The sequence below is a fragment of the Colwellia psychrerythraea genome (genome assembly GCF_000764225.1).
GTDB lineage: Bacteria > Pseudomonadota > Gammaproteobacteria > Enterobacterales > Alteromonadaceae > Colwellia > Colwellia psychrerythraea_D.
The window spans coordinates 402561-426026 of the sequence record NZ_JQED01000003.1 but is presented as its reverse complement, the minus strand read 5'-3'; the positions used below and the strand labels follow the sequence as shown (position 1 = coordinate 426026).

The following is a 23466-nucleotide window of genomic DNA, read 5'->3' as shown; positions in this document are numbered from 1 at the left end:
ATACCTGAAAATTCGCTACTTATATATTCGCTTTTATAGCTGAACTTAATCAAAAAGTATGACTCAACAAAACAATTGTGATGTTCTAATCATTGGCAGTGGTGCAGCAGGCTTAACTTTGGCACTGCATTTAGCTCAAAATGCCGATGTCGTTATTTTAAGTAAAGGCCCATTAAATGAAGGTTCAACCTTCTATGCTCAAGGGGGGATTGCTGCAGTTTTTGATGAAAATGATAGTGTTGCTTCCCACGTCGAAGACACTATTATTGCTGGTGCAGGTCTTTGTGATGAAGACACTGTGCAATTTACCACGGAAAATGCTAAATCTTGTTTAGAGTGGCTGATAAACCAAGGCGTTGAATTTGACAAAGAGCACAGTGATAAAGGTGAGTCACGTTATCATTTAACTCGTGAAGGTGGCCATAGTCATCGTAGAATTCTGCATTCAGCTGATGCAACTGGTCAAGCAATACAAACCACTTTAGCCGATCAAGTCAAACAACATTCTCGTATTCGTATCTTTGAGCGTTTTAATGCAATTGATTTGATTTGCCAAGCAAGTACTAAGGCTAATCAGCCAAAACAATGTATCGGTGCTTATATATGGAACCGAAATACTGAGAAAGTCGAAAGTATTTACGCGCAAAAAACTATTTTAGCAACTGGCGGTGCGAGTAAAGTTTATCAATATACTTCAAACCCTGATGTTGCCAGTGGTGATGGTATTGCTATGGCCTGGCGCGCTGGTTGTCGTGTTGCCAATATGGAATTTAATCAATTTCATCCAACCTGCTTGTTTCATCCTTCAGCGGGTACTTTTTTATTAACCGAAGCTCTTCGCGGTGAAGGGGCTAAATTACGACGACCTGATGGCAGTCGCTTTATGCCAGCTTTTGATGAACGCGCTGAGTTAGCACCTCGCGATATTGTGGCACGAGCAATTGACTTTGAAATGAAACGTTTAGGTGCAGATTGCATGTATCTTGACATTAGTCATAAACCCAGTGACTTTATCAAACAACATTTCCCAACTATTTATGAAAAAACGATGTCTCTTGGCATAGATATCACTAAACAGCCTATCCCTATTGTTCCCGCAGCGCATTATACCTGTGGCGGTGTAATGGTTGATCATCATGGTAAAACAGATATTGGACAGCTTTATGCCATAGGTGAAATGTCTTACACCGGCTTGCACGGTGCAAACCGATTAGCCAGCAACTCGTTACTTGAATGTCTTGTATTTGCTCGTGCTGCTGCGCTAGAAATTAGTGAAAGCTTAGTACAAAACAATCGTTATTTAACCCTGCCACACTGGGATGATAGCCGTGTGACAGATTCGGATGAAGAGGTCGTCATTCAACATAATTGGCACGAACTTAGGTTATTTATGTGGGATTATGTCGGTATTGTTCGCACTACCAAGCGTTTAGAGCGTGCACTACATCGTGTTGAATTACTCCAACAGGAAATTGAAGACTATTATCAAAACTTCAAAGTAAGTAATAATTTACTTGAATTAAGAAACTTAGTGCAGGTGGCAGAACTTATCATAAAATGTGCTATGGAACGTAAGGAAAGTAGAGGGTTGCACTACACGTTGGATTATCCTGACTTATTATCAACCGTTAAACCGACCATACTCTCACCTACACTATAAATTCGCTTTGGTACGAAATGTATGGTTAATTTAATTGATTAATCACTCTGGCTAAACGGGAGAAATCCTGTTCATGTAAACTATCCTTGAATATGAAAAACTGTTTAGGATATTTTTTCTCAGAGTAGCGACACTCAGTAACGGCATCTTGATTAGGTAGTAGCACTAACCAGCAACCAATAAAACTGAGTCTGCTGTCAGGCAGCAATTGATATCTTACTTGCTCATTATTAAGTACGACTTCCCCTGCCTTTGTTAAAATGAAAGAGCCGATGATAGTTTTTTTTGCCTGCCGAAGGGATAACAAAAGGCTAAGGGCAAGGATAGTTATTATAGCTATCCATAGAGCAACAGCGTAGTGAAAAGTAAAACTCACAAGCGTAATCAAACACGTTACTATTCCAATAAAACTATAAGCTGCAAGTTTATAGTATGAATATCTTATATTAATATTATACTTTGACTCGATTGAGTATAAGTTGGACCATTGTGTTGAGCTCTGTATCTTCACAAACTTCATGCCCCATAAACCATGCAAATAACTCAGGATCTTGACAGGTAAGTAAGCGCTCAAAGGTAAACTGCTCTTTCGTCGATAAGTCATCATATGCTTCATCAACAAAAGGTATAAACAGCACATCTAACTCTAACATACCGCGACGGCAAGCCCATTTTAAGCGAGCTTTATTGACTTTTAAAAGATTAGTCGAGTTTTCATTATTTGTCACTGCATTGCTTGAAGCTTCATTACCAGACATAAGTACCCTTTCTTGATTGACACAATTGATGAATACCAATCGAACTAATATTAGATCCATTTGGTATAGTCCCCTTATTGTAACAATAACTCACATGACACAGCTATTAAAAATACCCATTATCACTAATAAAATACTGCCATCTAGTTGTATTTACCATTTTCGCCCCTATTCTATAACTAACCTTTTACCAAACAGCTTTATTTTCGCTTCGTTTGGTATCAACATACAAACATAGCTTTCTCATAGAGTTCAATATGACAAATACCACCAGTACACAATTACCCTCTCTTGCTCAGCTACCGGAGACTTACCTTATTGAACTTAGTGAATTTGGTGCAATTACTTTATCAGGTGAAGAGCAAAGTAAATATTTACAAGGACAAGTAACTTGTGATGTGAACAGCAGCACAGAGTCTAACTTACTTGTTGGGGCTCACTGCGATGCAAAAGGAAAAGTATTTTCTGTTTTTCGATTAATCAATCGCTCTTCTACCCACTTATTATTACAGCCAACCGCAAGTATTGAAGCTTCCCTTAAAGAGCTGAAAAAGTTTGGTGTTTTCGCTAAAGTTACTATCGATAAAACTGAAGATCTTGGTTTTATTGCTTTAGTTGGTAAACAAGCCAGTGGGTTATTACAACAAGAATTTTCACAAGTCCCTGATAGTTTAACCCCTGTAGTACAAGTTGGCTCAACCAGTTTAGTATACCTTTGTGGCGATCAACCTCGTTATATTATTATTGATGAACACAACAATATAACGGCCCTTAGAGATAAGTTAGCATTACCGACTTACTCACAATCGGTATGGGACTTATTAGAGATAACTCAAGGATTTCCTATTTTAAACGCTAGTACTAGCGGCCATTACGTACCCCAAATGCTTAACCTACAAGCGATTAACGGTATCAGTTTCACTAAAGGTTGCTATTTAGGGCAGGAAACTGTCGCTAGAATGCAGTATTTAGGAAAAAACAAACGTGCTTTATTTTGCTTGAAATCTCAACTTGACCAGCCTTTTCAAGTAGATGATGTCATTGAAAAGCAATTAGGTGAAAACTGGCGAAAAGCTGGCGATACCCTTGCTCATTATCAAGCTGATGATGGAAGCTGTGTTATTCAAGCCATATTAGCAAACGATGGTGAACAACCATCATTACGTATTGCTTCACAAGCTAACTCCGTAGTAACGAATCAAACATTGCCTTATTCCCTTGCAGCTGAATAAGCTCTATAAACTCATGCAGCTTAATAGGCTCAAAACTTAAATTATTAGGATAAAAAATGAAAATTGCTAAAAATAATGTCGTTGTTATGCACTATGCTGTATCAGATAGTGAAGGTACTTTAATTGATAGCTCGTACGATGATAAACCTATGGCTATTATCCAAGGTGTTGGATATTTAATTCCTGGTTTAGATGATGCCCTTATTGATCACCAAGTAGGTGATAAATTCGAAGTAGCTGTTGCTTGTGATCAAGCTTACGGTGAGCGTCACGATGATTATGTTCAAACAGTTCCTAGAGAAGTACTTGCTGGTGTTGAGGATCTTGCTCTTGGTACACAACTACGAGCAACCACTGATGATGGTGAACAAACAGTTATCGTTATTGACGTGCAAGATGATGTGATAACTGTTGACGGTAACCACCCACTTGCAGGTTTAGACTTAAGTTTTGATGTTGAAATTATTGAAGTACGTGAAGCTACCGCAGAAGAACTTGAGCATGGCCATGTTCATAGCGAAGGCGGTTGTGGTCACAGTCACTAGTAAATTTATTGATTAGTTCACAAAAAACTATCAATAACCAAGCATAAAAAAACGTAACCTTACGTCTAAGGTTACGTTTTTTTTCATTGCGTTTCAGCTATGCATTTTTAATACATACTGTTATTAATTATTCAGTTACTGCTTCTTCTTTTTTATCTTCAGCTACAACTGTTTTTGATAAAAACAAATCGCGTAATTTACTATCAACATCTTTAGCCATTTCAGGATGTTCATCTAAATATTTCGCTGCATTAGCTTTACCTTGACCAATTCTTTCGCCATTACAGCTATACCAAGCACCAGCCTTTTCTACAAAACCATTTTTAACGCCTAATTCGATTAACTCACCTAAATTATTAATTCCTTCACCATATAAAATTTGGAATTCAGCTTGTTTAAATGGTGGTGCAATTTTGTTTTTAACAACTTTTACACGCGTTTCATTACCAACAATTTCATCACCATTTTTAACCGCACCAATACGACGAATATCTAAACGTACAGAAGCGTAGAATTTTAAAGCATTACCACCTGTAGTCGTCTCTGGAGAACCAAACATAACACCAATTTTCATGCGAATTTGGTTAATAAAGATAAGCATGGTATTCGATTTTTTCAGATTACTTGTCAACTTACGCATTGCTTGTGACAACATACGTGCTTGCAAGCCCATATGAGAGTCGCCCATATCACCTTCAATTTCAGCTTTAGGTGTAAGCGCAGCTACAGAGTCAACAACAATAACGTCGATAGCACCAGATCGAGTTAACATATCAACAATTTCTAGTGCTTGCTCACCGGTATCAGGTTGAGAAATAAGTAAATCATTAATATTCACGCCTAATTTTTCAGCATAAACAGGGTCAAGAGCATGCTCTGCATCGATAAAAGCACAAACTTTACCATTACGCTGTGCTTCGGCAATAGCCTCTAAAGTTAATGTTGTTTTACCACTAGACTCTGGACCATAAATTTCAACAACACGACCCATTGGCAAGCCACCAGCGCCTAGTGCGATATCTAAACCTAATGAACCAGTAGAGATAGTTTCTACATCCATGCTGTTATTGTCACCAAGCTTCATTATTGAGCCTTTACCGAATTGACGCTCAATTTGAGCTAAGGCTGCTGATAGTGCTTTTTCTTTATCGTCTTTCATGATTACTCCGCGAGCTGTTGTATTATTTCGTTTTGATGAGACAAGTATACTGTAAGTTCGTACAGTATCAAGTTTTATTACAACTTTTTTATTTTATTATAAATAATCAAACCGACCACACTTTTAAATCAATGAAAAATAACAAATAAACAGCAACATATAACTTTTTGCCTTTTAAATTAAAAAAGTTACTTTTCCATTTTATACCGCGATTGAGCTTCACTTGCACAGTACTTTACAAAACGACAAACATGGTTAAATAGCCAACAATTAATTTGCTAGTTTTTCCTGACCAATACTAACAATCTGTTCTGATATTTTTTTATTAACACCTCGAACCAATACCCAACTATGCCAATAAAGCGTCTCAACTAATTCCTTATTTGGACATAAACTTATTAATTGGCCCGTTTTTAGCTCTTGTTCTATTTGCAATTTGGGCAACAAACAATAAGCCACCCCTTGCTTGACTAACGCGACAAATGCTTCAGAGGAACGGACGCTGTGACAGTAATATTCGCTGGCTGCTAGGCTAAAGTGTTTGGCAATATAACGTACGTGCATATCATCTTTATGATCATAGCTTATCGCTGGTGCCATTTTTAATGAACTTTGGTTAACGCCTTTTGGAAAGTATTTTCGAGCAAAGCTTTTGTTGGCCACCAAACAATACTCCATTTCTCCAAGCCTAAAAGAACGATACCCTTTCAACGGCTTTTCAATAACACTCACCGCGCCAATGGCTTGGCCACTGCGCAACTTATCAATAGTTCTTTCCTCGTGTTCAATAATTAAATTCAATTCAACTAAGTGATTTTTAAGTACAGGTGTAATTGCATCAATAAACCAAGTAGCGATGCTGTCAGCGTTAACCGCTAAGGATACTTTCATCGGCTTAACTGGCTTATCGGGTGATAAAAGTGGTACTAATTCATGTTCCAATTGTTTCACTTTTTTAAAATGGCTCAATAATTGTTCACCTGCATGTGTCGCTACGATAGGTTGATTACGAATAAGAACAGGTTGCCCAACATGTTCTTCTAACGCTTTAATTCGTTGTGAAATAGCTGATTGTGAAATAAATAGTTTTTGTGCAGCTAGTTCAAAACTTTGCAACTCAATCACTTCAGCCAGTGCAGTAAGAAGTTTATAATCAAAATTTGCCATAAACTCAGACACCTCACATAAGTTTTACTAATGATAGTTCAATATTATTAATTATATTTAAATGAGTAATTAATGCAAACTAGCGCTTATCAAATTCTCAAACTATTTATCGAGTACCATTATGAGCTTATTAGTTTTAGCAAAAGGTTTTACCCTCACATTAAGCATGATCATGCCTATAGGCACGCAAAATTCTATGTTAATCAATCAAGGTATTCATCAAAACCACCATAAAATGACAGCGGCTCTTTTTGTTCTGTATGATGCTCTATTGATAAGTATGGGTGTACTTGGCGGCAGCATTTTACTGTCACATAATGCCACTTTATTCAATATCCTCACTTGGGGTGGCATCTTGTTTTTAAGTGTGTATGGCTTATTGTCGATGAAATCTGCCTTTGTGCGAAGTAAGAATACTGCTGATACTATTTTGAAAAAGAAATCAGCTAAAATTATTTTTTTGACTACCTTGGCCGTTACTTTTTTAAACCCACATGCCTACATTGATACCGTGATGGTTATTGGCAGTGTTGGTGGACAATACTCAGATGAAATAAAAGTCTATTTCCTTATTGGCTGCATTATTGGTTCATTGACTTGGTTTAGCTGTTTAGCATTTGGCGCAGCTAAACTCTCAAAGCAATTAAGCCGGCCAAAAGTAAAAATGACCATTGATATCATTATTGCCCTAGTGATGTGGTTAGTTGCTTGGTCACTATTTAACACATGGATGGCTCGTTAGAATTATTGCTTGTGGTAGTTATAATAATTGTTAAAAAATCGAGAAATGCTAATGGCGCTTATGGCATAATCTAGGAAAATACCAATAGGTATATACCCGTCACCATTCAAGGTGCAGGATTTCAGTTGGAATTAACATAACTTTAGGCAAGAAAAATAATTTAAGCATAGTCACTCTATGCTTTGATTAGTTAACGCCGAATAAAGTCATTTTAAACCCATCGAAGAAGCGCATGAGCAACATCACTTCATCGTTGCTGTGATTTATAATGGAATAACCATTATTTCTTCACAGCGCCTTGAATTAAAATCGCTCAAGCGCTCTGAAACATGCATCTTGATTGATAACGGGTATAAATATCCCTAGAATTAAGCTACTAGTAAGCTAGTAATAACATAAGAGTTTTAGCATTTCATGACCACAGCCACGAAAGATCTTTCATCGCACACCCCTATGATGCGACAGTACAGAAGCACATAAAAACAACAAGTTAAAATAATTAACTTCAAAAACCATACTTACACCTATAGAAATGAGTTTACTGATTAAATGTTTTAATATTTTGTAATAATCACATACTTTATGACTGACTTTTGTCTCCATATAGGAATTAGACAACTAAGGTTTATTTATAAGAGAGATGTGAAGGTCTGGCAATCGATATATAAAATTGTGCCTAAAATCAGATAAACAGCAGCAGAAAGTATACATTAATAACACAGTCATATATCATCCCAAAAAAACTTCTGCAGCAATTATATTCATCGGGAAATTCACTCAACAACTAAGTTAACTATTTAATTTAAAAGTCATTTAAAAAAATAAAGGAATATTTATGAAAACAACTACATTATGTAAAACACTTATTAGCGTTGCTATTATCAGTTCATTATCAGCATGTGGTGGTAGCTCTTCGGATGACACTGTGACTCCTACGCCAATTCCAACACCCACACCACCAGTTGACGATACAATTGCCATTCACGCACTCGACTTAGCAAACACACAAGGTGTTTTTCTAACAGGTGACGTTCAGACTCAAGCGCGCACAGCTAAAGTTACTACTCGCTCAATAATTTCAACTTCAAGAGCCCTTAGTTCAAAGGCAGTAGCAAATAAGTCTTTAGATGTGTATGAACTGAACACAGCGTACAAAATTATGAAAGATGGCTCTATTGTTGAGTTGACAGTTCAAAATAACAAAGGGGTAGATGCTGAACGTGGCGCTATCAAAATCATTCACATTGATCAAATCACTGCAAACTACAAAATCATATACATTTTAGAGCAAGGCTTTCACAGTGCTATTCCTTATTTGATTCATAATGGCTCTGAGCGACTATTCTCCCTGGAATCAGTTTTAGGTGGAAAAGGTGTTGACGATATATTAGGGGTAGGTACTTCAAAATGGCAATACAATAATTTAAGTGCTGTTGAGGGGGCAGAGGGTGAATTGTTTTTAGATGATGACGATAGCGTCCAAATAATCTCTAAACCCTCTGTTGAAGATGAATCTATTGTTGCAACCGAAATTACCGACATTGTTGGAAGTTGGACAATCACGCAAGATAGTCAATTCATTCTTTACAGTGAAAATAATGATGATGGTACAAACAATGATGATGTTTTTGCTGTAAACACTAAAACCCAAGCTCGTTATGATATGAATTCTTTATTAGGTGACCAATTGAACACTGGTCGTGTAATGTTAGATAAAAACATCATTCATAGCTTTGATGGAAACACTTACCTTTATGATTTTAATAGTGGTGGAGAATGTTTAGCTTATCAAATAACCACAGGTAATGACGGTTTACCAAGCGTACAAGCCAAGGTTCAATTTTTTAACACTGTTGATGGTTACTCCAACAAGCCAGAAGATAACATTGTAAGTGAACGAGATCATGGTGGTGCTGACTGCATTAACAGCTTATCGTTGGAGCAGATAGTTGTCGGTGGTGATGTGTATTACAAGGACAGCAACAATAACGTATTAACTATTGATTGGAACAAAAGAGAATTTACCAATATCACTCATTATTACGACATTTACTCCACCCCTCTAGGCGGGAATTATAATATTGCTGCTGAACTTGCGAACCAGAAAAATTTAAGAATGTCATTACCAGATTCTATAGAGAGCAGTGGAGACTATATTTATCGTACAGGTGTTTTTTCACAAAGCACTAACTCTTATGAGATTGTTGAAGATGGTACTGCCAGTATGGACTATTTAGTATCTGATGAAGTAGCCCTTGAACGTATCAATGCCAAAACAGGTGAGACAAAGGTTTTCTTTAGTAAAGACAGTGATTATGTTCTAACAACGATTAACCCTGTGGCTGATGGCACAATGTATGTAACTGGCAATATGTTAACTACTGGTGAAGCATTTTTTGGAACAATGAACGAAAGCGGTGATATTTCAGTCACATCATCATCAGGCTCTTACGATATGCCTAAAATCGTGAGTTTGATGATGATTAATACAACCGACTTATTAGCAGTTGATGGTAGCCCTAATGATTGGAATATAGATTTTCGCACTTTATCAGACGCAGTCAATGATCAAACAAGTGGCAATATGGATTTAACGTTCTACAGTGAAGACACAGGCAATGGTTATTACTACGGTTTAATCGAACATACTGGCGAATTAACCAAGGACATGAAAATTGAGTTGGCATTATCTAACGGTGATAAGATTATTAGCGTAAATGATACGTTCACCCACTTAGATGAATCATCTAACGTAGTTACAACGAGCAACGCAAGCTATGCCCAAGGCATTAACTTTGAATTCAAACTTGACTTAACATCTATCGGTGAGCTTACTACAGTAACATCGGTTAGCGTAAAAAAACCTACTGATGAAATAATTGATAACATGGAATAACCACTAGGTTATTTAATAACACCGACAACTGCTTAGCCGATCAGTTAAGAAATTTTCAAGATCCATTGACCGATCTTTTGCTTAGTATATAAAGGCTTCTGAATTTATTCAGGAGCCTTTTCTTTTGGAGTTATCTACCGCCTTGTCACAAGTTTCCCAAAAAATTTCACCTAGTTTACTACGCTAAATGAACTATTAGAGCCTAGCCTCGTTGATGATACATTAGCACAATAAGGTGCAGCTACCATAAGAAGGCATAATTTTCTCTGGTTTTGAATACTATATCGATCCCATTTTTAAATGAATAACTCTTTAGATTGTTCTACATATTTAGTAAAGTTCAGCAAAGCCACTTTTTATATCTTTTCTTGTAAAATATAACTATTAATAAAATTAGCAATACTTACGTAAAAAATTAATAGTATTAGCCAAATCATTATTACAGCAGCCCATCTTCTGGGCTAACACCTCTGTATTTTCAGGATCTAAATTATTAGCCCACAATAGTGTTTCATAGACAGAGTCATGTGTTAAAAAAAGATTTTTCTTATCAAAAATATAATATTTATCTAAACCTTCTTCTTCGAAAGTATTGATTATAAATGTAGCGATACGATTAAGTTGCATATAAGCCCCTTCTATAGGTAAATTAGCATAGTTAAAAAATGATCATTAAACACAATTATAAAGTCATGCTGTATTCTTCGATTTTTTCAGATCTTCGTTTTACGTGCTCTATCGCCAAATTATTTTTCTTATCATTAGACATAAAACTTACTAATTGCTTAATAATTTCACTTTGATCCACTGCATCTATTTCTTTTTTATTCACAAACAAATGACAATTATCTTTTTGCCTAGAGCAAGCGACATAGGTATTAGCTCGATCCATGCCTGATGTATAGTAAACAAACACATCTCCATCAATCGTCAAACCTTGACTAGCGTAAACTGTCATAGCATATGCTTGTGTCATATATAAATGACCATCTTCATTACAGTATTCATCGGTATTAACTGCAACTTTATTGCCATTATCTAGCTTAACTTTAAAATCATAACTACCATCAACCTTAGCTTGAATATTGACTATATTTCCCAAATCGCCATTTGATAGACTCTTAGAGTAATCATTCTTGGTCAGGCGTATACGTTCACCAATGGCAAATTTATTAATAAAAGTTTTACCACTAACAGAGCATTTAAGTGAAACCTCCTTACTATCGACTTTCCCTTCGTCTTTCAAAATATTACGTACCCGCTCATTTAGTTGAGTAACATCTTGCCAACGCTGCGCTAATAACAATGACTTTTTATTAGGATTATTAATTCTAAAGTCGTTCCACTTTTCAATTAACAAATCTTTAGTTTCTTCAGCGTTATCTGAAAAATTCAATAACCCTTTTTCATCTAGTACTTGCAATGCTTTATCCGCTTTACCATCTCTAAAATTAGCTACAATTTCTCTAGCCCATGGCTCACGTTGTCGTTTAATCGTTTCTACTCTAGTAGTACCAAGTATTTCTGGTTGTGATAAATACTTTAATGCACCTCCATGTTCAATTGCATCTAGTTGTTTATCTTCACCGATTAAAATCAATTTACTCTTCTTACTATTTACTAAATCAATAATTTTTCGTAAATCTTTAGTACCCATTTGCCCAGCCTCATCAATAATAAGTATTGAGTTTTCAGTGAGAGACTTATCTTTTAATAATTTAGCGATAGTAAACGTATCTATATTTGCTTCTTCTGCTAAGTTGTTTGCTGCTGATTTAGCGATAGAACAACCTATAACTTTGAATCCTGACTCTTTATATGCATTACTGACACAGTCCATTAAAGCAGATTTTCCTGCCCCTGCGCTGCCTTGAATAATATCAAATGCATTATTTTGACATGCAGAAAAAACGGCTTCTTTCTGCTCTTCAGATAAAGGAAATGATTTAATTGCAATAGAGGCATTAATTACATGATGGTCAAGCATAAATTTATTTTGCTTTCGCAGTTCTTTAGCGCCATTAATCATTGCTTTTTCGTTATCTATAACTGCCTGAGTAGTAAATAAAGCGTTATGCTTTTCATCTAAACCTAACGAGATAGAAAACTTCTGCTCAATGAACTCTTTGGCAACTTCTTGTGATTTTTCAGCACCTCCACCTGATACTTGAGCAATTTCAGCTGCAGACTTGTAAATATCTTGCATACGAAAGACTGACTTTTGTTTAGAAACATGCTCTTCTAAAGTATCTAATGTTAGTTCAATCTTTGGTTTTTCAATTTCATTTAACCAACTCAACGTTTCTTGTTTGCTTTGCGATAATTTTTTTAATATGACGTTTTCAGTAAAACCAAGTTCATCAAGCTCTTCATGCCATTCCTGATACAAAACTGAACGGTTAACATTTTCCTTTCTAACTCTAGTAGCTAAAGCGGCCACATCACCACTTTTACTACAGCTTTTGGCATTACCTCGTTTAGCTAGTTCTGCCTTGATCATTTCTCCACGTTTTGAGTAATGAGTAGAAATTTCATCCGGGACTACGGGTAGTTTAAAAGCATCACCATCTTTTTCTATTTCAAAACCTAAACTTAGAAGTTGTGAGGACAACTCAGCTCGATAAAGTGTACCTGCGGCTTTATGCCACAGGTACAAATCTCGACTTTCTAGAGTGCCCCAACTACCATCTTCACGCGGTGCCACATTAGCGACAAGGCAATGAGTATGAAGTTGAGGGTCTTGAGCTCTACTGGTTGCATGTTCAAACGTTGCAGAAACTAACCCTGTCACTTTTTCACGTATCAGCCCTTGTTTATTCCGTCTAGATACTGCTGCATTATCTTCAATAAACGATATTGCTGCTTTAGCTCCTTGAAAGTGAGCTTGTTGTATTTTTAATTTTAATTCATTATTAGCTCTAGCCCAAACAGCCGAAACTGACTTTGGCGCACTAAAGGTCAAATCCCAACCATAACGCTTATTTGTTCCTGCATTTTGGCAAAGCTGGTATTGTTTATTTGGGGTGAAACCATGCATGACGTTGATATAATATTCTGTTTCAACATCACCTGTAAGGTCGAGTAATTTACTAGCTTTACCAGCCCAGACTCCATTCGGTTCACCGCCATCAAGGTAATAGTCTTCTTTAGCCAGATCTGAGTAATATTTAATACTGCGTATTGGTGATATTGTTAACATGCCCTGTTCCTTCCTCTACTACCACGTTTCAACTTATTAGGCATAGTTTCAGAGCTCTTCTCACTAAAATCTACAGGAACATATGCTTCAGCTATTTTTTCAAGTTTTGGATAAGGCCAAATCAACTCATAGACGGCATTCCTGCCAGTAATCGATAGAAACCCCATAATCCCCTTGTTGCTAGGCAAAGGTAGCTGTATTAGCTGTTCAGGGCGAACAATATGCTCTTCAAGCTGTTGGTAACTAGTCGACTTATTATCTTCCTTATCAAAACTAACAACTCCTCTCTTAACTATTCGCTTCCCTAAGTTATCTGCAACTTTTTTAGCGGTATCAAATGAATTCCCTATTTTCAAAGCAATAACGTTTGAAAATAAACTAGTTAGGGTTTCTGTATTTTTATCACCATAAATTGACTGAAGTTGACTAATATTTTGTGTTCCTGCAATTGTTCTTGCACCTTTCGATCTTCCTAAAGCTAGCCACTTTTCTAATGCATCGGTTTTAGGTAAATCGGCTAATTCATCAAGAACAAACCAAAATTTTCGCTCTTCGTTATCAGGTAAGGCTAGTAATTCCCTAACAATGATAGACAGTACTGCAGAGCATAATGGAGAAGACATAGATGAGTGTTTTGGATTGTTGGGGACAATTAAAGACTGTAAATTGTATTTACCTGCAAACCATTTAGTGACACTAAACTTATACTTAGTTTCTTTAGTCCAAACTTTAGCTAAATATCCTAACCAGTTTAGTTTAGTTACCATTTCCATGATGAAACTATCTGTTGTTTTAGAATCCTCGGAGATTAATTTTGCAGCATCAGGATAGTGTTTTTCAAAATATACTTTTAATTCTTTTACTGGTTTATCGAGAAACTCTTTCAACTCAGTCCATGACCAATCTGGCTGGGTATTCATCAAAGTAACCATGCAACCAGCCAAAATTAAACGTGCGCCATTTGACCAAATAGGATCTTTACCTGTTTGGTTTATAAAACAAGATGCTATTTCTAACGCAATTTCTGGGGAAGTCACATCAGCGGCTATATCCCAGCAAAGTGAACGGCTATCCGATGGACTAAGCAGCAGATGGCTTCTTTTATGAAACAGTTCGGTATATTCCCTTTTTGCATCATAAATCAGCATTCGATCACCACTATTAACTATGCAATTGACTAATGGTTTTATGACTGTACTTTTACCCGAGCCTTGCGCTCCTTCGACTAAAACATTTCCAACTTCCTGCTCTTTAGTTATTTGAATACAAGGATGTAAATTAACGCCAAGATTTTTACTATTTTTCAGGTCTTTTTTTAAAGCTTTATGAGCATGCTTGGTCGCATAACTATTTTTATATAGTTTTGCTCCACTAATATGAATAGCTTTATCTCTGCCACCTTTTACCCATAGTAGTTTAAATATTAAAAATATAGAGCCAACAATACTTAGAATTACTGATATGCCAATATGAAAGCAATAGTTAATCAAATCATTGTTTTCTATTAGATAGTTCCTATACCAGAAGTATGTTTCATTTCTAAACGCCAGTGCTTCACGTATGATCAAAACCCATACTTTAGAATGTTCTTCATAACTCCAACCAGTTTCAATATGCCATGTATATTTAATCATTAGGTGGCTACTAATGATTGTTAATATTACTGTAAGAACAATCATGACTTGCCACAGCTGATATGTATTTCTAAGCTCTTTCATTATTTAAAACTCCTAGTCGCTCTTTAAGTTCTGTAATAGCTTCTACTCTTTCATTTTCAGTTAAACCAGCGACAGCAGAACAAACTTCAAATGTTTGCTTCAACAAGCTAGTTTTTAACTTTTCTAACTCTTTTGAAGTGTCGTTTTTCTTTTTGTAACTTCGCCATGCTTCACGTAAAACTTCAGCAAGGTTACTCCCGCTTTGCTCTGCAAGCTCTTCAATCTTTTGGTATTCAGTCATAGAGAATCGAGCAGTAATAGCTTTTTGGGTTAAGCTTTTATATTTCATATATATTTATCCATATAGGAACCATTGAAACCCTTGAGTTGTAGGTCTTCAAAGTGTCTTGTTGTTATTATTTGCACCTATTTTTATTTCAGTGTCAGTGCATGCTTTATTAGTACTTTCAGTCTCGAAACACGAAGTGTTGCAACACCGAAGGTGCGTAGGGTTTAAAGGTCATCATGATTTTTCTTTTTTGGATAACCACTCTTCTATTGTCAACTCACGCCAAGCTATAAGACGTCCCCCTAGCGCAATAGGCTGCGGAATTTTATTTTGTTTACGCCAACGCCAAATAGTCACAAGATCAACATCCAGCATCTGAGCAAGTTTTTGAGGTCGGATCAGCTTATTATTTTCAGTCATATCAATTTACCTTTTAAATTCAGCCCAAGATTGAACTTCGAATAAAGTACATAGATAAAATGATAAAAAACATAGGAAAGTGACTATACTTTGAATTAGCAAAACATTGTTTATTGCATTGAATTACATAAGAAAAAGTCAATTGTTTTTTTTGCATATAATCACTTTCCAGATATTAATTCAGAGTACTAATAAACTGGTTTTAAGTGATGGCAGGGTCGAGCATGCTTTAAATTGGTATGTAGGCACCTTTTTATATATTTACTCAAAGACATCAAATAAATTGAGTAATCAATGTAAATCTAAACTCAAAAGGTAATAAAATTGAAAGGTATAGAAGTGTTAGAGATAAGTTCACAAGATTTTCTAGTTAAGGTTATTCAACAAAAGCGGAAAAAAAGCACTGTATTTTGCAGCACCAATACATCCAATAAAAACATATGTATCACGACACATGTCGAAGAAATTATTAAAGCTGCTGTATATGAGTACTGGTGTCCTCTTTCGAAAAGATTCTTTATCCCTCAAAAAAATTCATTAGGTGACTTTTATTTTAGAATATTAAAAATCATTCAAATAAAACATAGAAAAAACTGGGCACCTGCATTGATAAAAATGTTCTGGGTAAATCATTTTTTGAAGGGAGTAGGATTAACAATAGATGAAGATATTTTTCAAAAAGTCTATTTATCCAAGGATAATGGAGATATATGTTTCATTGCAGTTGACCATGCTGAAATCGCTGATTACTACCAAGTTACAACAGAAGAACTCGAACGAATAATTGCTCAATAGCATTAATCTAAGTGGTGTATATATTAATGCCACCACTTAGATCTAATCAAATAAAGATGTTGCACATATTTAATCTAACTCCCTATAGTTTTATTTAGAGCTTATCAGCCGTTGAGATAAAAGAGATAAATTAATCGATCATTATTGTATCCATATAATCCACCCATTTTTGCAGCCAAACCTTACATTCGCTTTCATACTTGTGAAGATCGTAAGTGCCTTCTATACCTGAACGGGCATGGCCAAGAACAGCCTCAGCTACCTCACTAGGGCAACCTAAACGAGATAAACCTGTTCTAACAGTTCTACGCAAATCATGAGGTACCCAATGCTCAATCTCTATCATTCGTTCGTCTCTGCGCATATGCCAAGCTTGCTCAGTTAATGATTTTTGCTGGATAGGTAAACCTGTTTTAATCGATGGGAATAAATATTTTCCAGTCACTAATTTTAATTGCTTTAAAAAATCTACGGCTTGCTGCGGCAGCTGCACGTATCGTTCAACTTCGGTCTTTGTAGCTTTAAGATGCCATATTGATTTATCTAGATCGATATCATCCCATTCTGCACCACATATTTCCCCCGTTCGACATGCAGTCCAAAGGGTAAAACGAAGAATGTTTTTTTGAGTTTGGGTGAATGCACAACCTGGAAGCCATAATAAAAATTTAGTTAATTCTTTATCGGATAAAACTCGTTGCCCTCTTTTTGAAGTTAAGCGCACCTTTGCTTGTCTAAGACTATTTTTAGCCAACAACGCAGGGTTAGCAAATTCATCACTAAATTTTTCTAAACCTATACAATACTCATAAGCAGCAGTGAGTTCTCTTAAAACATTGCCTGCCTGAACATTTGATCCTCTTTCCACAGTAGCCATGATCATATTAACAACATCTTTCCGAGTTACTTCATCGGCAAAGCGATCACCCAGTACTAAAACGGCATCACCATATAATGTTCTCCGTGTCTCTAATTGACCTTTTTTAATGCGAGCGCCAGCAATTTTTTTCCCATTAACAAAACGGTCTTCAATGTATTGCTTTAAATAAAGTTCAACAACATCCTTAACTGTCATTTTTGATGATGATTTCTGTTTTTTATCGAGCTCTTCTTTTTTTTCTTGTTTTAACTCTTGAGCAGGGCAACGTTCCGCACGTCTGATATCTTTAAGCTCTTTTAATTTAACTCTTGCCTCCGCTAGAGACGTGGAAGGAAAGCGACCAATTTGTATTTGAGTTAATTTCTTGGTTACAGGGCTAGTGTAACGATAGAAAAAAGATTTTGTTCCAGCTTTACCACAACTAACTCTTAGGCCTCGATTTTCACCTGTATCAGAGATATCTTTATCTGAAGGTTTCATACTATTTATAACAGCAGAGTTCAGTGCTTTATTTTGTTGATTCATAGCTAGCTCTATTTTTCCATCCAAAGTATTATTAACCATAATAAATAGCACTTAGCATTTAATGTAGGTTTACGCGTAAAAATAGTATAGCAAAAACAAACCACACTAACACCTACACTAAATAATGAAATTTCATGTGATTGCAAGAGACTTCACTAGCTTTCAAGAGCCTGCACAAAATGCATGAAAGCCAGTATTATCGGCATCCAAAGACTAAAAAGCACAATAAAAACATGCAAGATTTATCCACACACACACCTATGATGCGTCAGTACTTAACCATTAAGGCTGAGTTTCCACATATTTTGATCTTTTATCGCATGGGCGATTTCTACGAGTTATTTTTTGATGATGCTAAAAAAGCATCTGACTTATTAGATATTTCACTGACCGCTCGCGGTAAAACAGGTGGTAATGCCATCCCTATGGCCGGTGTACCTTATCATGCTGTTGAAAACTATTTAGCCAAACTTGTTAGCTTGGGTGAGTCCGTCGCTATTTGTGAGCAAGTTGGCGACCCAGCAACAAGTAAAGGTCCTGTAGAGCGTAAAGTCGTACGGGTAATCACCCCTGGTACAGTGAGTGATGAGGCGTTATTAACCGATAAACAAGATAACCTCATCGTTGCTATTGTCGATAATCAAACATCGCAAGCAAAACTAAAAACATCAGATCCGGCTTTTGGTCTTGCCTATCTGGATATGGCCAGTGGACGTTTTGTCCTAACCGAACCACAAACCACCGAACAGCTTCAAGCAGAGCTACAACGCTTGTCTCCTGCCGAATTACTCTATAGTGAATCACTATTGGACACTAGTTTTCTCGAAAATAGAAAAGGTTTACGTCGTCGTCCCGAATGGGAATTTGATCTTGATACGGCGATTAATTTACTAAACAAGCAGTTTGATACAAAAGCGTTAACTGGCTTCGGTGTTGATGATAAACCATTAGGTTTGGCTGCTGCAGGTTGCTTGTTTCAGTACGTAAAAGACACCCAACGTACTGCGTTACCTCATATACGTGCTATTGTCTGTGAATCAGCCAGTAAAGGCGTGGTACTTGATGCAGCGACAAGACGTAACCTAGAGCTTACTCAGAATTTACAAGGCGGTTTAGACAATACTCTTGCCGACATTTTAGACAAATCCTCCACCCCAATGGGCTCTCGTTTGCTTAAACGCTGGTTACACTTTCCATTACGCGACTTAACAGTGCTTAATAATCGGCAAAATACGGTAAGTGACATTATTGCGTTAGATCTGATCACCCCTATTCAACCATTATTAAAAAGCTTAGGTGACATTGAGCGTATCGTTTCCAGAATAGCCTTAGGCTCTGCGCGTCCTAGAGACTTTGCACGTTTACGTTATGCACTACAACAAATGCCCTATTTACAGAATGAGTTACAAAACGAGTTACAAAGCGAACAAACAGAGTCAGCCAGCAACTACTTAAGCACTATTGCACAACAAAGTCAGCCAATGCCTGAATTACAAACTTTATTGGAACAAGCTGTAGTTGAAAACCCACCGGTATTAATTCGTGATGGTGGCGTTATCGCACCAGGATATAATAGTGAGCTCGATATACTTCGTGACTTAAGTGAAGGCGCAACAGAATTTTTAGCGCAACTAGAACAACGTGAAAAAGAACGCACTGGCATACATTCATTAAAGGTGGGCTATAACAAGGTTCATGGCTTTTTTATCGAGATGAGCCGCACAGCTGCAGTGGATGTGCCTGATGATTATATTCGTCGCCAAACATTAAAAAATAATGAGCGCTTTATTACCGAAGAATTGAAGCAGCATGAAAATAAAGTACTAAGTGCTCAAAGCAAATTCTTAGCACTAGAAAAAGTGCTCTATCAAGAATTATTCGATAAAGTTTTACCCGATTTAGCACAACTGCAGCAATTAAGCCAAGCCATTGCAGAGCTTGATGTTTTAACTACCTTTGCAGAGCGTGCTTTAGCATTAAATTATGTCAAACCGAACTTAGTGGCAGAACCAGGTATTAGTATTGATGCAGGGCGCCATGTTGTCGTTGAGCAAATGACTAATGATGCCTTTATCGCCAACCCTGTGTTATTGACTGAACAACGGAAAATGCTGATTATCACGGGTCCCAATATGGGTGGTAAATCAACCTACATGCGTCAAACAGCTTTAATCGTTTTACTCGCTCATATAGGTTGTTACGTGCCTGCTGACAATGCGACGATTGGTTTAGTCGATAGAATATTTACCCGTATTGGCGCTTCTGATGACTTAGCCAGTGGCCGCTCAACTTTTATGGTCGAAATGACTGAAACAGCAAACATCTTGCATAATGCCACCGATAAAAGCTTAGTATTGCTCGATGAAATTGGCCGCGGAACCAGCACTTATGATGGTTTATCACTCGCATGGGCTTGTGCGGAAATGTTAGCCCTTAAAACCAAAGCCTTTACTTTGTTCGCTACACATTACTTTGAACTAACCTTGCTCGCAGAGCAGATTACAACTCTAGCCAATGTGCATTTAGATGCTATGGAACATGACGATAATATTGTCTTTATGCATGCAGTACAAGAAGGCGCTGCGAGCAAGAGCTTTGGTTTGCAAGTAGCACAATTGGCGGGTGTGCCAAAAGCAGTAATTAAACGCGCCAAACAAAGATTAACTGAGTTAGAACAACAACAAAACCCGAGCATACAAGCAGCACCAATACAAAGTGATGCTTTTGAGCAACTTAGTTTAGCGCCTGATGAGCATACAGTATTAACAACACTTCATGATACTGATGTGAATGAATTAAGTCCGAGACAGGCACTGGATTTATTATTTTCCTTAAAGGAACAACTCTAGCTTTTAGTGCGATATACTCTTAGCCAGTTAAGCTTATAAATCCTACTGGCTAAGGCTCGATTACTAGACCTCTATCGAAGAACATAATTAACAATATTAATAAATCACTTTCTTTGAAACGAAAAAAGCCTCAGCAGTATTAGTGCTGAGGCTTTATCTTTAAATGGTGCCCCGACCCGGATTTGAACCAGGGACACGAGGATTTTCAATCCTCTGCTCTACCAACTGAGCTATCGGGGCAATCTTTATCGAGTGGAACTCTCTAAAGAGCGCGTATAATATAGTTAAAAATTAACAGTGGCAACCGTTTTATAGAAAATATTGTATTAAAAGTTGAATTTATTGATAATGGTTAATTAACATACCGTTAAGCATTATAAATTGACCTTGGTTATAGCTCAAACTCACTAAAGTCTATATCGTCATCTGGTACTATTTGTTTTTTACTTGGAGGGTCAAGTAAGGATGGTTGTCTATCAACTTCACTTTCTTCTTTAGCTACCGCTTCTAATTCTTTGGGTTTATGCTGATTATTTTTACGTTTTTTACGTTGAATGCAACGTTTTATAACCTTTTGCTTTTCATCATTATTAAAAGTTTTCCACTCAAGTCGCTCTTTACGCGAGCGCATGCAACCTAAGCAATGACCTTTATCATCAGACTGACAAATGCCAATACAGGGGCTAGGAACGTCGAAAAACTCTAATTGCATTACCCCCTCCTAATCGTTATCTTATTGAATTACTGGCCAAATGTGATTATTAAAATACTTCATGGCGGTATTATTTTCAATTAAGAGCCTTAAATTAATCTATCACTCTTACGAGCAGCTAGATAAAAAATGTCATAATAACAGTCTGACTATCACTAAAAAATAATAAAAAAAATGCGTTGTAAGTTAAGTATAACTTATCAACGCATTTTTATAATAGCCAGCAGAACTGGCATTAAAACCTTTTAAAAATGATTTTAGGCTAATTCATCACTAACAATATGATAATCAGGGTCTTCTATTACATTAAGCTCTACTAGCTTGTCTGCCTTGTGCAATAGCTCTTTACACTCTTTATTTAAGTGTTTTAAATGCATGGTTTTGTTACGTGATAAATAACGTTCAGCCAATGTATCTATGGCTTCAATGGCTGAATGATCAACAACACGCGCATTTTTAAACTCAACAATCACATCATCACTGTCTTCTTCAGGGGTAAATTGTTCAAGGAAATTGGCAATTGAACCGAAAAAGATAGGGCCATTTACTTCATATACAGTTGAACCATTTTCATTAATGCTTCGGTGAACCAGAATATGTTTCGCATGTTCCCAAGCAAATACTAACGCTGAAACAATAACACCAACAATTACCGCAATAGCTAAATCGGAATAAACGGTAACCCCTGAAACCAATATAATGACAAAAGCATCAGCTTTAGGTACTTTGCCTAAAATACGAAGGCTTGACCATTCAAATGTACCAATAACCACGATAAACATTACGCCAACTAATGCCGCCAACGGGATTTCTTCAATTAAACCGGAAGCAAATAAAATAAAACCTAACAAAGCTATCGCTGCGGTTATACCTGATGCCCTACCACGACCACCTGAGTTTACATTGATCATAGACTGACCAATCATTGCACAACCACCCATACCGCCAAAGAAACCTGTAACTGTGTTAGCTGCACCTTGAGCAATACACTCTTTGTTGCTGCGACCACGTGTGCCTGTTAATTCATCAATTAATGTTAGTGTTAATAACGACTCAATTAGACCAATTGCTGCTAAAACAAGTGAAAATGGAAGAATAATCTTAAACGTCTCAAAAGAGAAAGGTACTTGAGGAATTGAAAAAGTTGGTAAACCACCAGCAATTGAAGCAACATCACCAACCAATTTAGTATCAAGACCAACGGCAAAAACTAATAGTGATACAGCGACAATAGCGACCAGAGTCGAAGGTACTGCTTTCGTCAGCTTAGGGAAGTAATGAATAATCGCCATCGTCAAAATAATCAAGCCAGCCATAGTCCATAATGGTGTGCCTTGCATCCATTCAAGTTCACCTGCGGCATTTGTCACTTTAAACTGCCCTAACTGTGCCAAAAAGATAACAATAGCTAAACCATTTACAAATCCTAGCATGACAGGATGAGGAACTAGGCGAATGAACTTACCTAATTTAAATACTCCTGCCATGATCTGTATTATGCCCGTAAGCACCACAGTGGCAAACAGGTATTCAACACCATGAATAGCAACTAAACTGACCATTACAACGGCCATAGCCCCTGTTGCCCCAGAAATCATTCCTGGTCGGCCACCAAAAATAGCGGTAATTAAACCCACCATAAAAGCAGCATATAAACCAACTAACGGCTCTACGCCGGCAACAAAAGCAAAAGCTACCGCTTCAGGCACTAGTGCTAACGCCACTGTTAGACCTGATAACACATCATTTTTCAAGTTAGACACTTTACTAGCGTGTAATTCAAACATTTTTATCTCATTGGGTTTATCGCCAATATCTACTTTTATTAAGTCATTGGCGAATACGAATTGGCGAGCATGATTTATTTATGCCTAACTAGCGTTAAACATAGATTAAAACAAGCAAGTTTTATGTGATTTTAAGGGGCGGGAATACTATAGATATAAAGAGAAAAAGTCAATATTTGCTTACTTTTACAAC

General features: G+C 36.8%; 19 protein-coding genes and 1 tRNA gene. 7 read left to right on the top strand and 13 right to left on the bottom strand.

Going from position 1 to position 23466, the window contains the following annotated elements; all coding sequences use genetic code 11:
* The first annotated feature begins 58 nt into the window (after nt 1-58).
* A complete protein-coding gene (gene nadB, locus ND2E_RS19360) occupies nt 59-1660 on the top strand; it encodes an L-aspartate oxidase (protein ID WP_033092125.1) in 1602 nt (533 codons plus the stop codon).
* 25 nt (nt 1661-1685) lie between these two features.
* Here the strand turns inward: nadB and ND2E_RS0121145 are convergent, their stop codons facing one another.
* Both ND2E_RS0121145 and ND2E_RS0121140 read right to left on the bottom strand, forming a co-directional pair.
* On the bottom strand, nt 1686-2180 hold the full coding sequence (locus ND2E_RS0121145; RefSeq protein WP_317628118.1) for a protein YgfX: 495 nt from the start codon (nt 2178-2180) through the stop codon (nt 1686-1688).
* Nucleotides 2113-2418: an FAD assembly factor SdhE gene (locus ND2E_RS0121140; protein ID WP_052056186.1), complete on the bottom strand. Its 306-nt coding sequence runs from the start codon at nt 2416-2418 to the stop codon at nt 2113-2115. Before ND2E_RS0121140 ends, ND2E_RS0121145 begins: the two co-directional genes overlap by 68 nt.
* A 257-nt stretch (nt 2419-2675) precedes the next feature.
* Between ND2E_RS0121140 and ygfZ the strand changes: the two genes are divergently transcribed.
* Nucleotides 2676-3650, top strand: coding sequence for a tRNA-modifying protein YgfZ (ygfZ, locus tag ND2E_RS19365; protein ID WP_033092123.1), 975 nt, complete (start codon nt 2676-2678; stop codon nt 3648-3650).
* 56 nt (nt 3651-3706) lie between these two features.
* Complete coding sequence (locus ND2E_RS19370) at nt 3707-4195, top strand: FKBP-type peptidyl-prolyl cis-trans isomerase (protein ID WP_033092122.1); 489 nt, start codon at nt 3707-3709, stop codon at nt 4193-4195.
* Between the two features lie 127 nt (nt 4196-4322).
* On the opposite strand, the gene recA is transcribed toward ND2E_RS19370, so the two are convergent.
* Nucleotides 4323-5354 (bottom strand): recombinase RecA, encoded by a 1032-nt coding sequence (gene recA, locus ND2E_RS19375; RefSeq protein ID WP_033092121.1) that lies wholly within the window; start codon nt 5352-5354, stop codon nt 4323-4325.
* A 270-nt stretch (nt 5355-5624) separates the two neighbouring features.
* A complete protein-coding gene (locus tag ND2E_RS19380) occupies nt 5625-6521 on the bottom strand; it encodes an ArgP/LysG family DNA-binding transcriptional regulator (protein WP_033092120.1) in 897 nt (298 codons plus the stop codon).
* A 121-nt stretch (nt 6522-6642) separates the two neighbouring features.
* On the opposite strand from ND2E_RS19380, the gene ND2E_RS19385 reads away from it, so the two are divergent.
* On the top strand, nt 6643-7263 hold the full coding sequence (locus ND2E_RS19385) for a LysE/ArgO family amino acid transporter (RefSeq protein WP_033092119.1): 621 nt from the start codon (nt 6643-6645) through the stop codon (nt 7261-7263).
* 835 nt (nt 7264-8098) lie between these two features.
* The gene (locus ND2E_RS19390; RefSeq protein ID WP_033092118.1) at nt 8099-10159 is read left to right on the top strand and encodes a hypothetical protein; all 2061 of its coding nucleotides are present in this window, start codon (nt 8099-8101) and stop codon (nt 10157-10159) included.
* 393 nt (nt 10160-10552) lie between these two features.
* Here the strand turns inward: ND2E_RS19390 and ND2E_RS19395 are convergent, their stop codons facing one another.
* The 5 genes from ND2E_RS19395 to ND2E_RS19415 form a co-directional block, all read right to left on the bottom strand.
* Nucleotides 10553-10786 carry a hypothetical protein gene (locus tag ND2E_RS19395; RefSeq protein ID WP_033092117.1) on the bottom strand — a complete coding sequence of 78 codons (234 nt, stop codon included), beginning with the start codon at nt 10784-10786 and terminating at the stop codon, nt 10553-10555.
* 55 nt (nt 10787-10841) lie between these two features.
* Entirely contained in the window at nt 10842-13358 is a 2517-nt protein-coding gene (gene mobF, locus ND2E_RS19400; protein WP_033092116.1) for a MobF family relaxase, read from the bottom strand.
* Nucleotides 13352-15076: a type IV secretion system DNA-binding domain-containing protein gene (locus ND2E_RS19405; RefSeq protein WP_033092115.1), complete on the bottom strand. Its 1725-nt coding sequence runs from the start codon at nt 15074-15076 to the stop codon at nt 13352-13354. Before ND2E_RS19405 ends, mobF begins: the two co-directional genes overlap by 7 nt.
* A complete protein-coding gene (locus ND2E_RS19410) occupies nt 15063-15365 on the bottom strand; it encodes a hypothetical protein (protein ID WP_033092114.1) in 303 nt (100 codons plus the stop codon). Before ND2E_RS19410 ends, ND2E_RS19405 begins: the two co-directional genes overlap by 14 nt.
* A 174-nt stretch (nt 15366-15539) precedes the next feature.
* Entirely contained in the window at nt 15540-15725 is a 186-nt protein-coding gene (locus ND2E_RS19415) for a helix-turn-helix transcriptional regulator (protein ID WP_033092113.1), read from the bottom strand.
* A 324-nt stretch (nt 15726-16049) separates the two neighbouring features.
* On the opposite strand from ND2E_RS19415, the gene ND2E_RS19420 reads away from it, so the two are divergent.
* Complete coding sequence (locus ND2E_RS19420) at nt 16050-16520, top strand: hypothetical protein (RefSeq protein WP_033092112.1); 471 nt, start codon at nt 16050-16052, stop codon at nt 16518-16520.
* 130 nt (nt 16521-16650) lie between these two features.
* On the opposite strand, the gene ND2E_RS19425 is transcribed toward ND2E_RS19420, so the two are convergent.
* Nucleotides 16651-17964, bottom strand: a complete 1314-nt coding sequence (locus tag ND2E_RS19425; protein WP_223303508.1) for a tyrosine-type recombinase/integrase — start codon at nt 17962-17964, stop codon at nt 16651-16653.
* Nucleotides 17965-18158: 194 nt separating this feature from the next.
* Between ND2E_RS19425 and mutS the strand changes: the two genes are divergently transcribed.
* A complete protein-coding gene (gene mutS / locus ND2E_RS19430; protein WP_033092224.1) occupies nt 18159-20774 on the top strand; it encodes a DNA mismatch repair protein MutS in 2616 nt (871 codons plus the stop codon).
* 164 nt (nt 20775-20938) lie between these two features.
* Here mutS and ND2E_RS19435 read toward each other — a convergent pair.
* The 3 genes from ND2E_RS19435 to ND2E_RS19445 form a co-directional block, all read right to left on the bottom strand.
* A tRNA-Phe gene (locus ND2E_RS19435) sits at nt 20939-21014 on the bottom strand.
* Nucleotides 21015-21165: 151 nt separating this feature from the next.
* Complete coding sequence (locus tag ND2E_RS19440) at nt 21166-21486, bottom strand: DUF1289 domain-containing protein (RefSeq protein WP_033092111.1); 321 nt, start codon at nt 21484-21486, stop codon at nt 21166-21168.
* A gap of 257 nt (nt 21487-21743) precedes the next feature.
* Nucleotides 21744-23273, bottom strand: a complete 1530-nt coding sequence (locus ND2E_RS19445; protein ID WP_033092110.1) for a SulP family inorganic anion transporter — start codon at nt 23271-23273, stop codon at nt 21744-21746.
* Nucleotides 23274-23466: the final 193 nt, after the last annotated feature.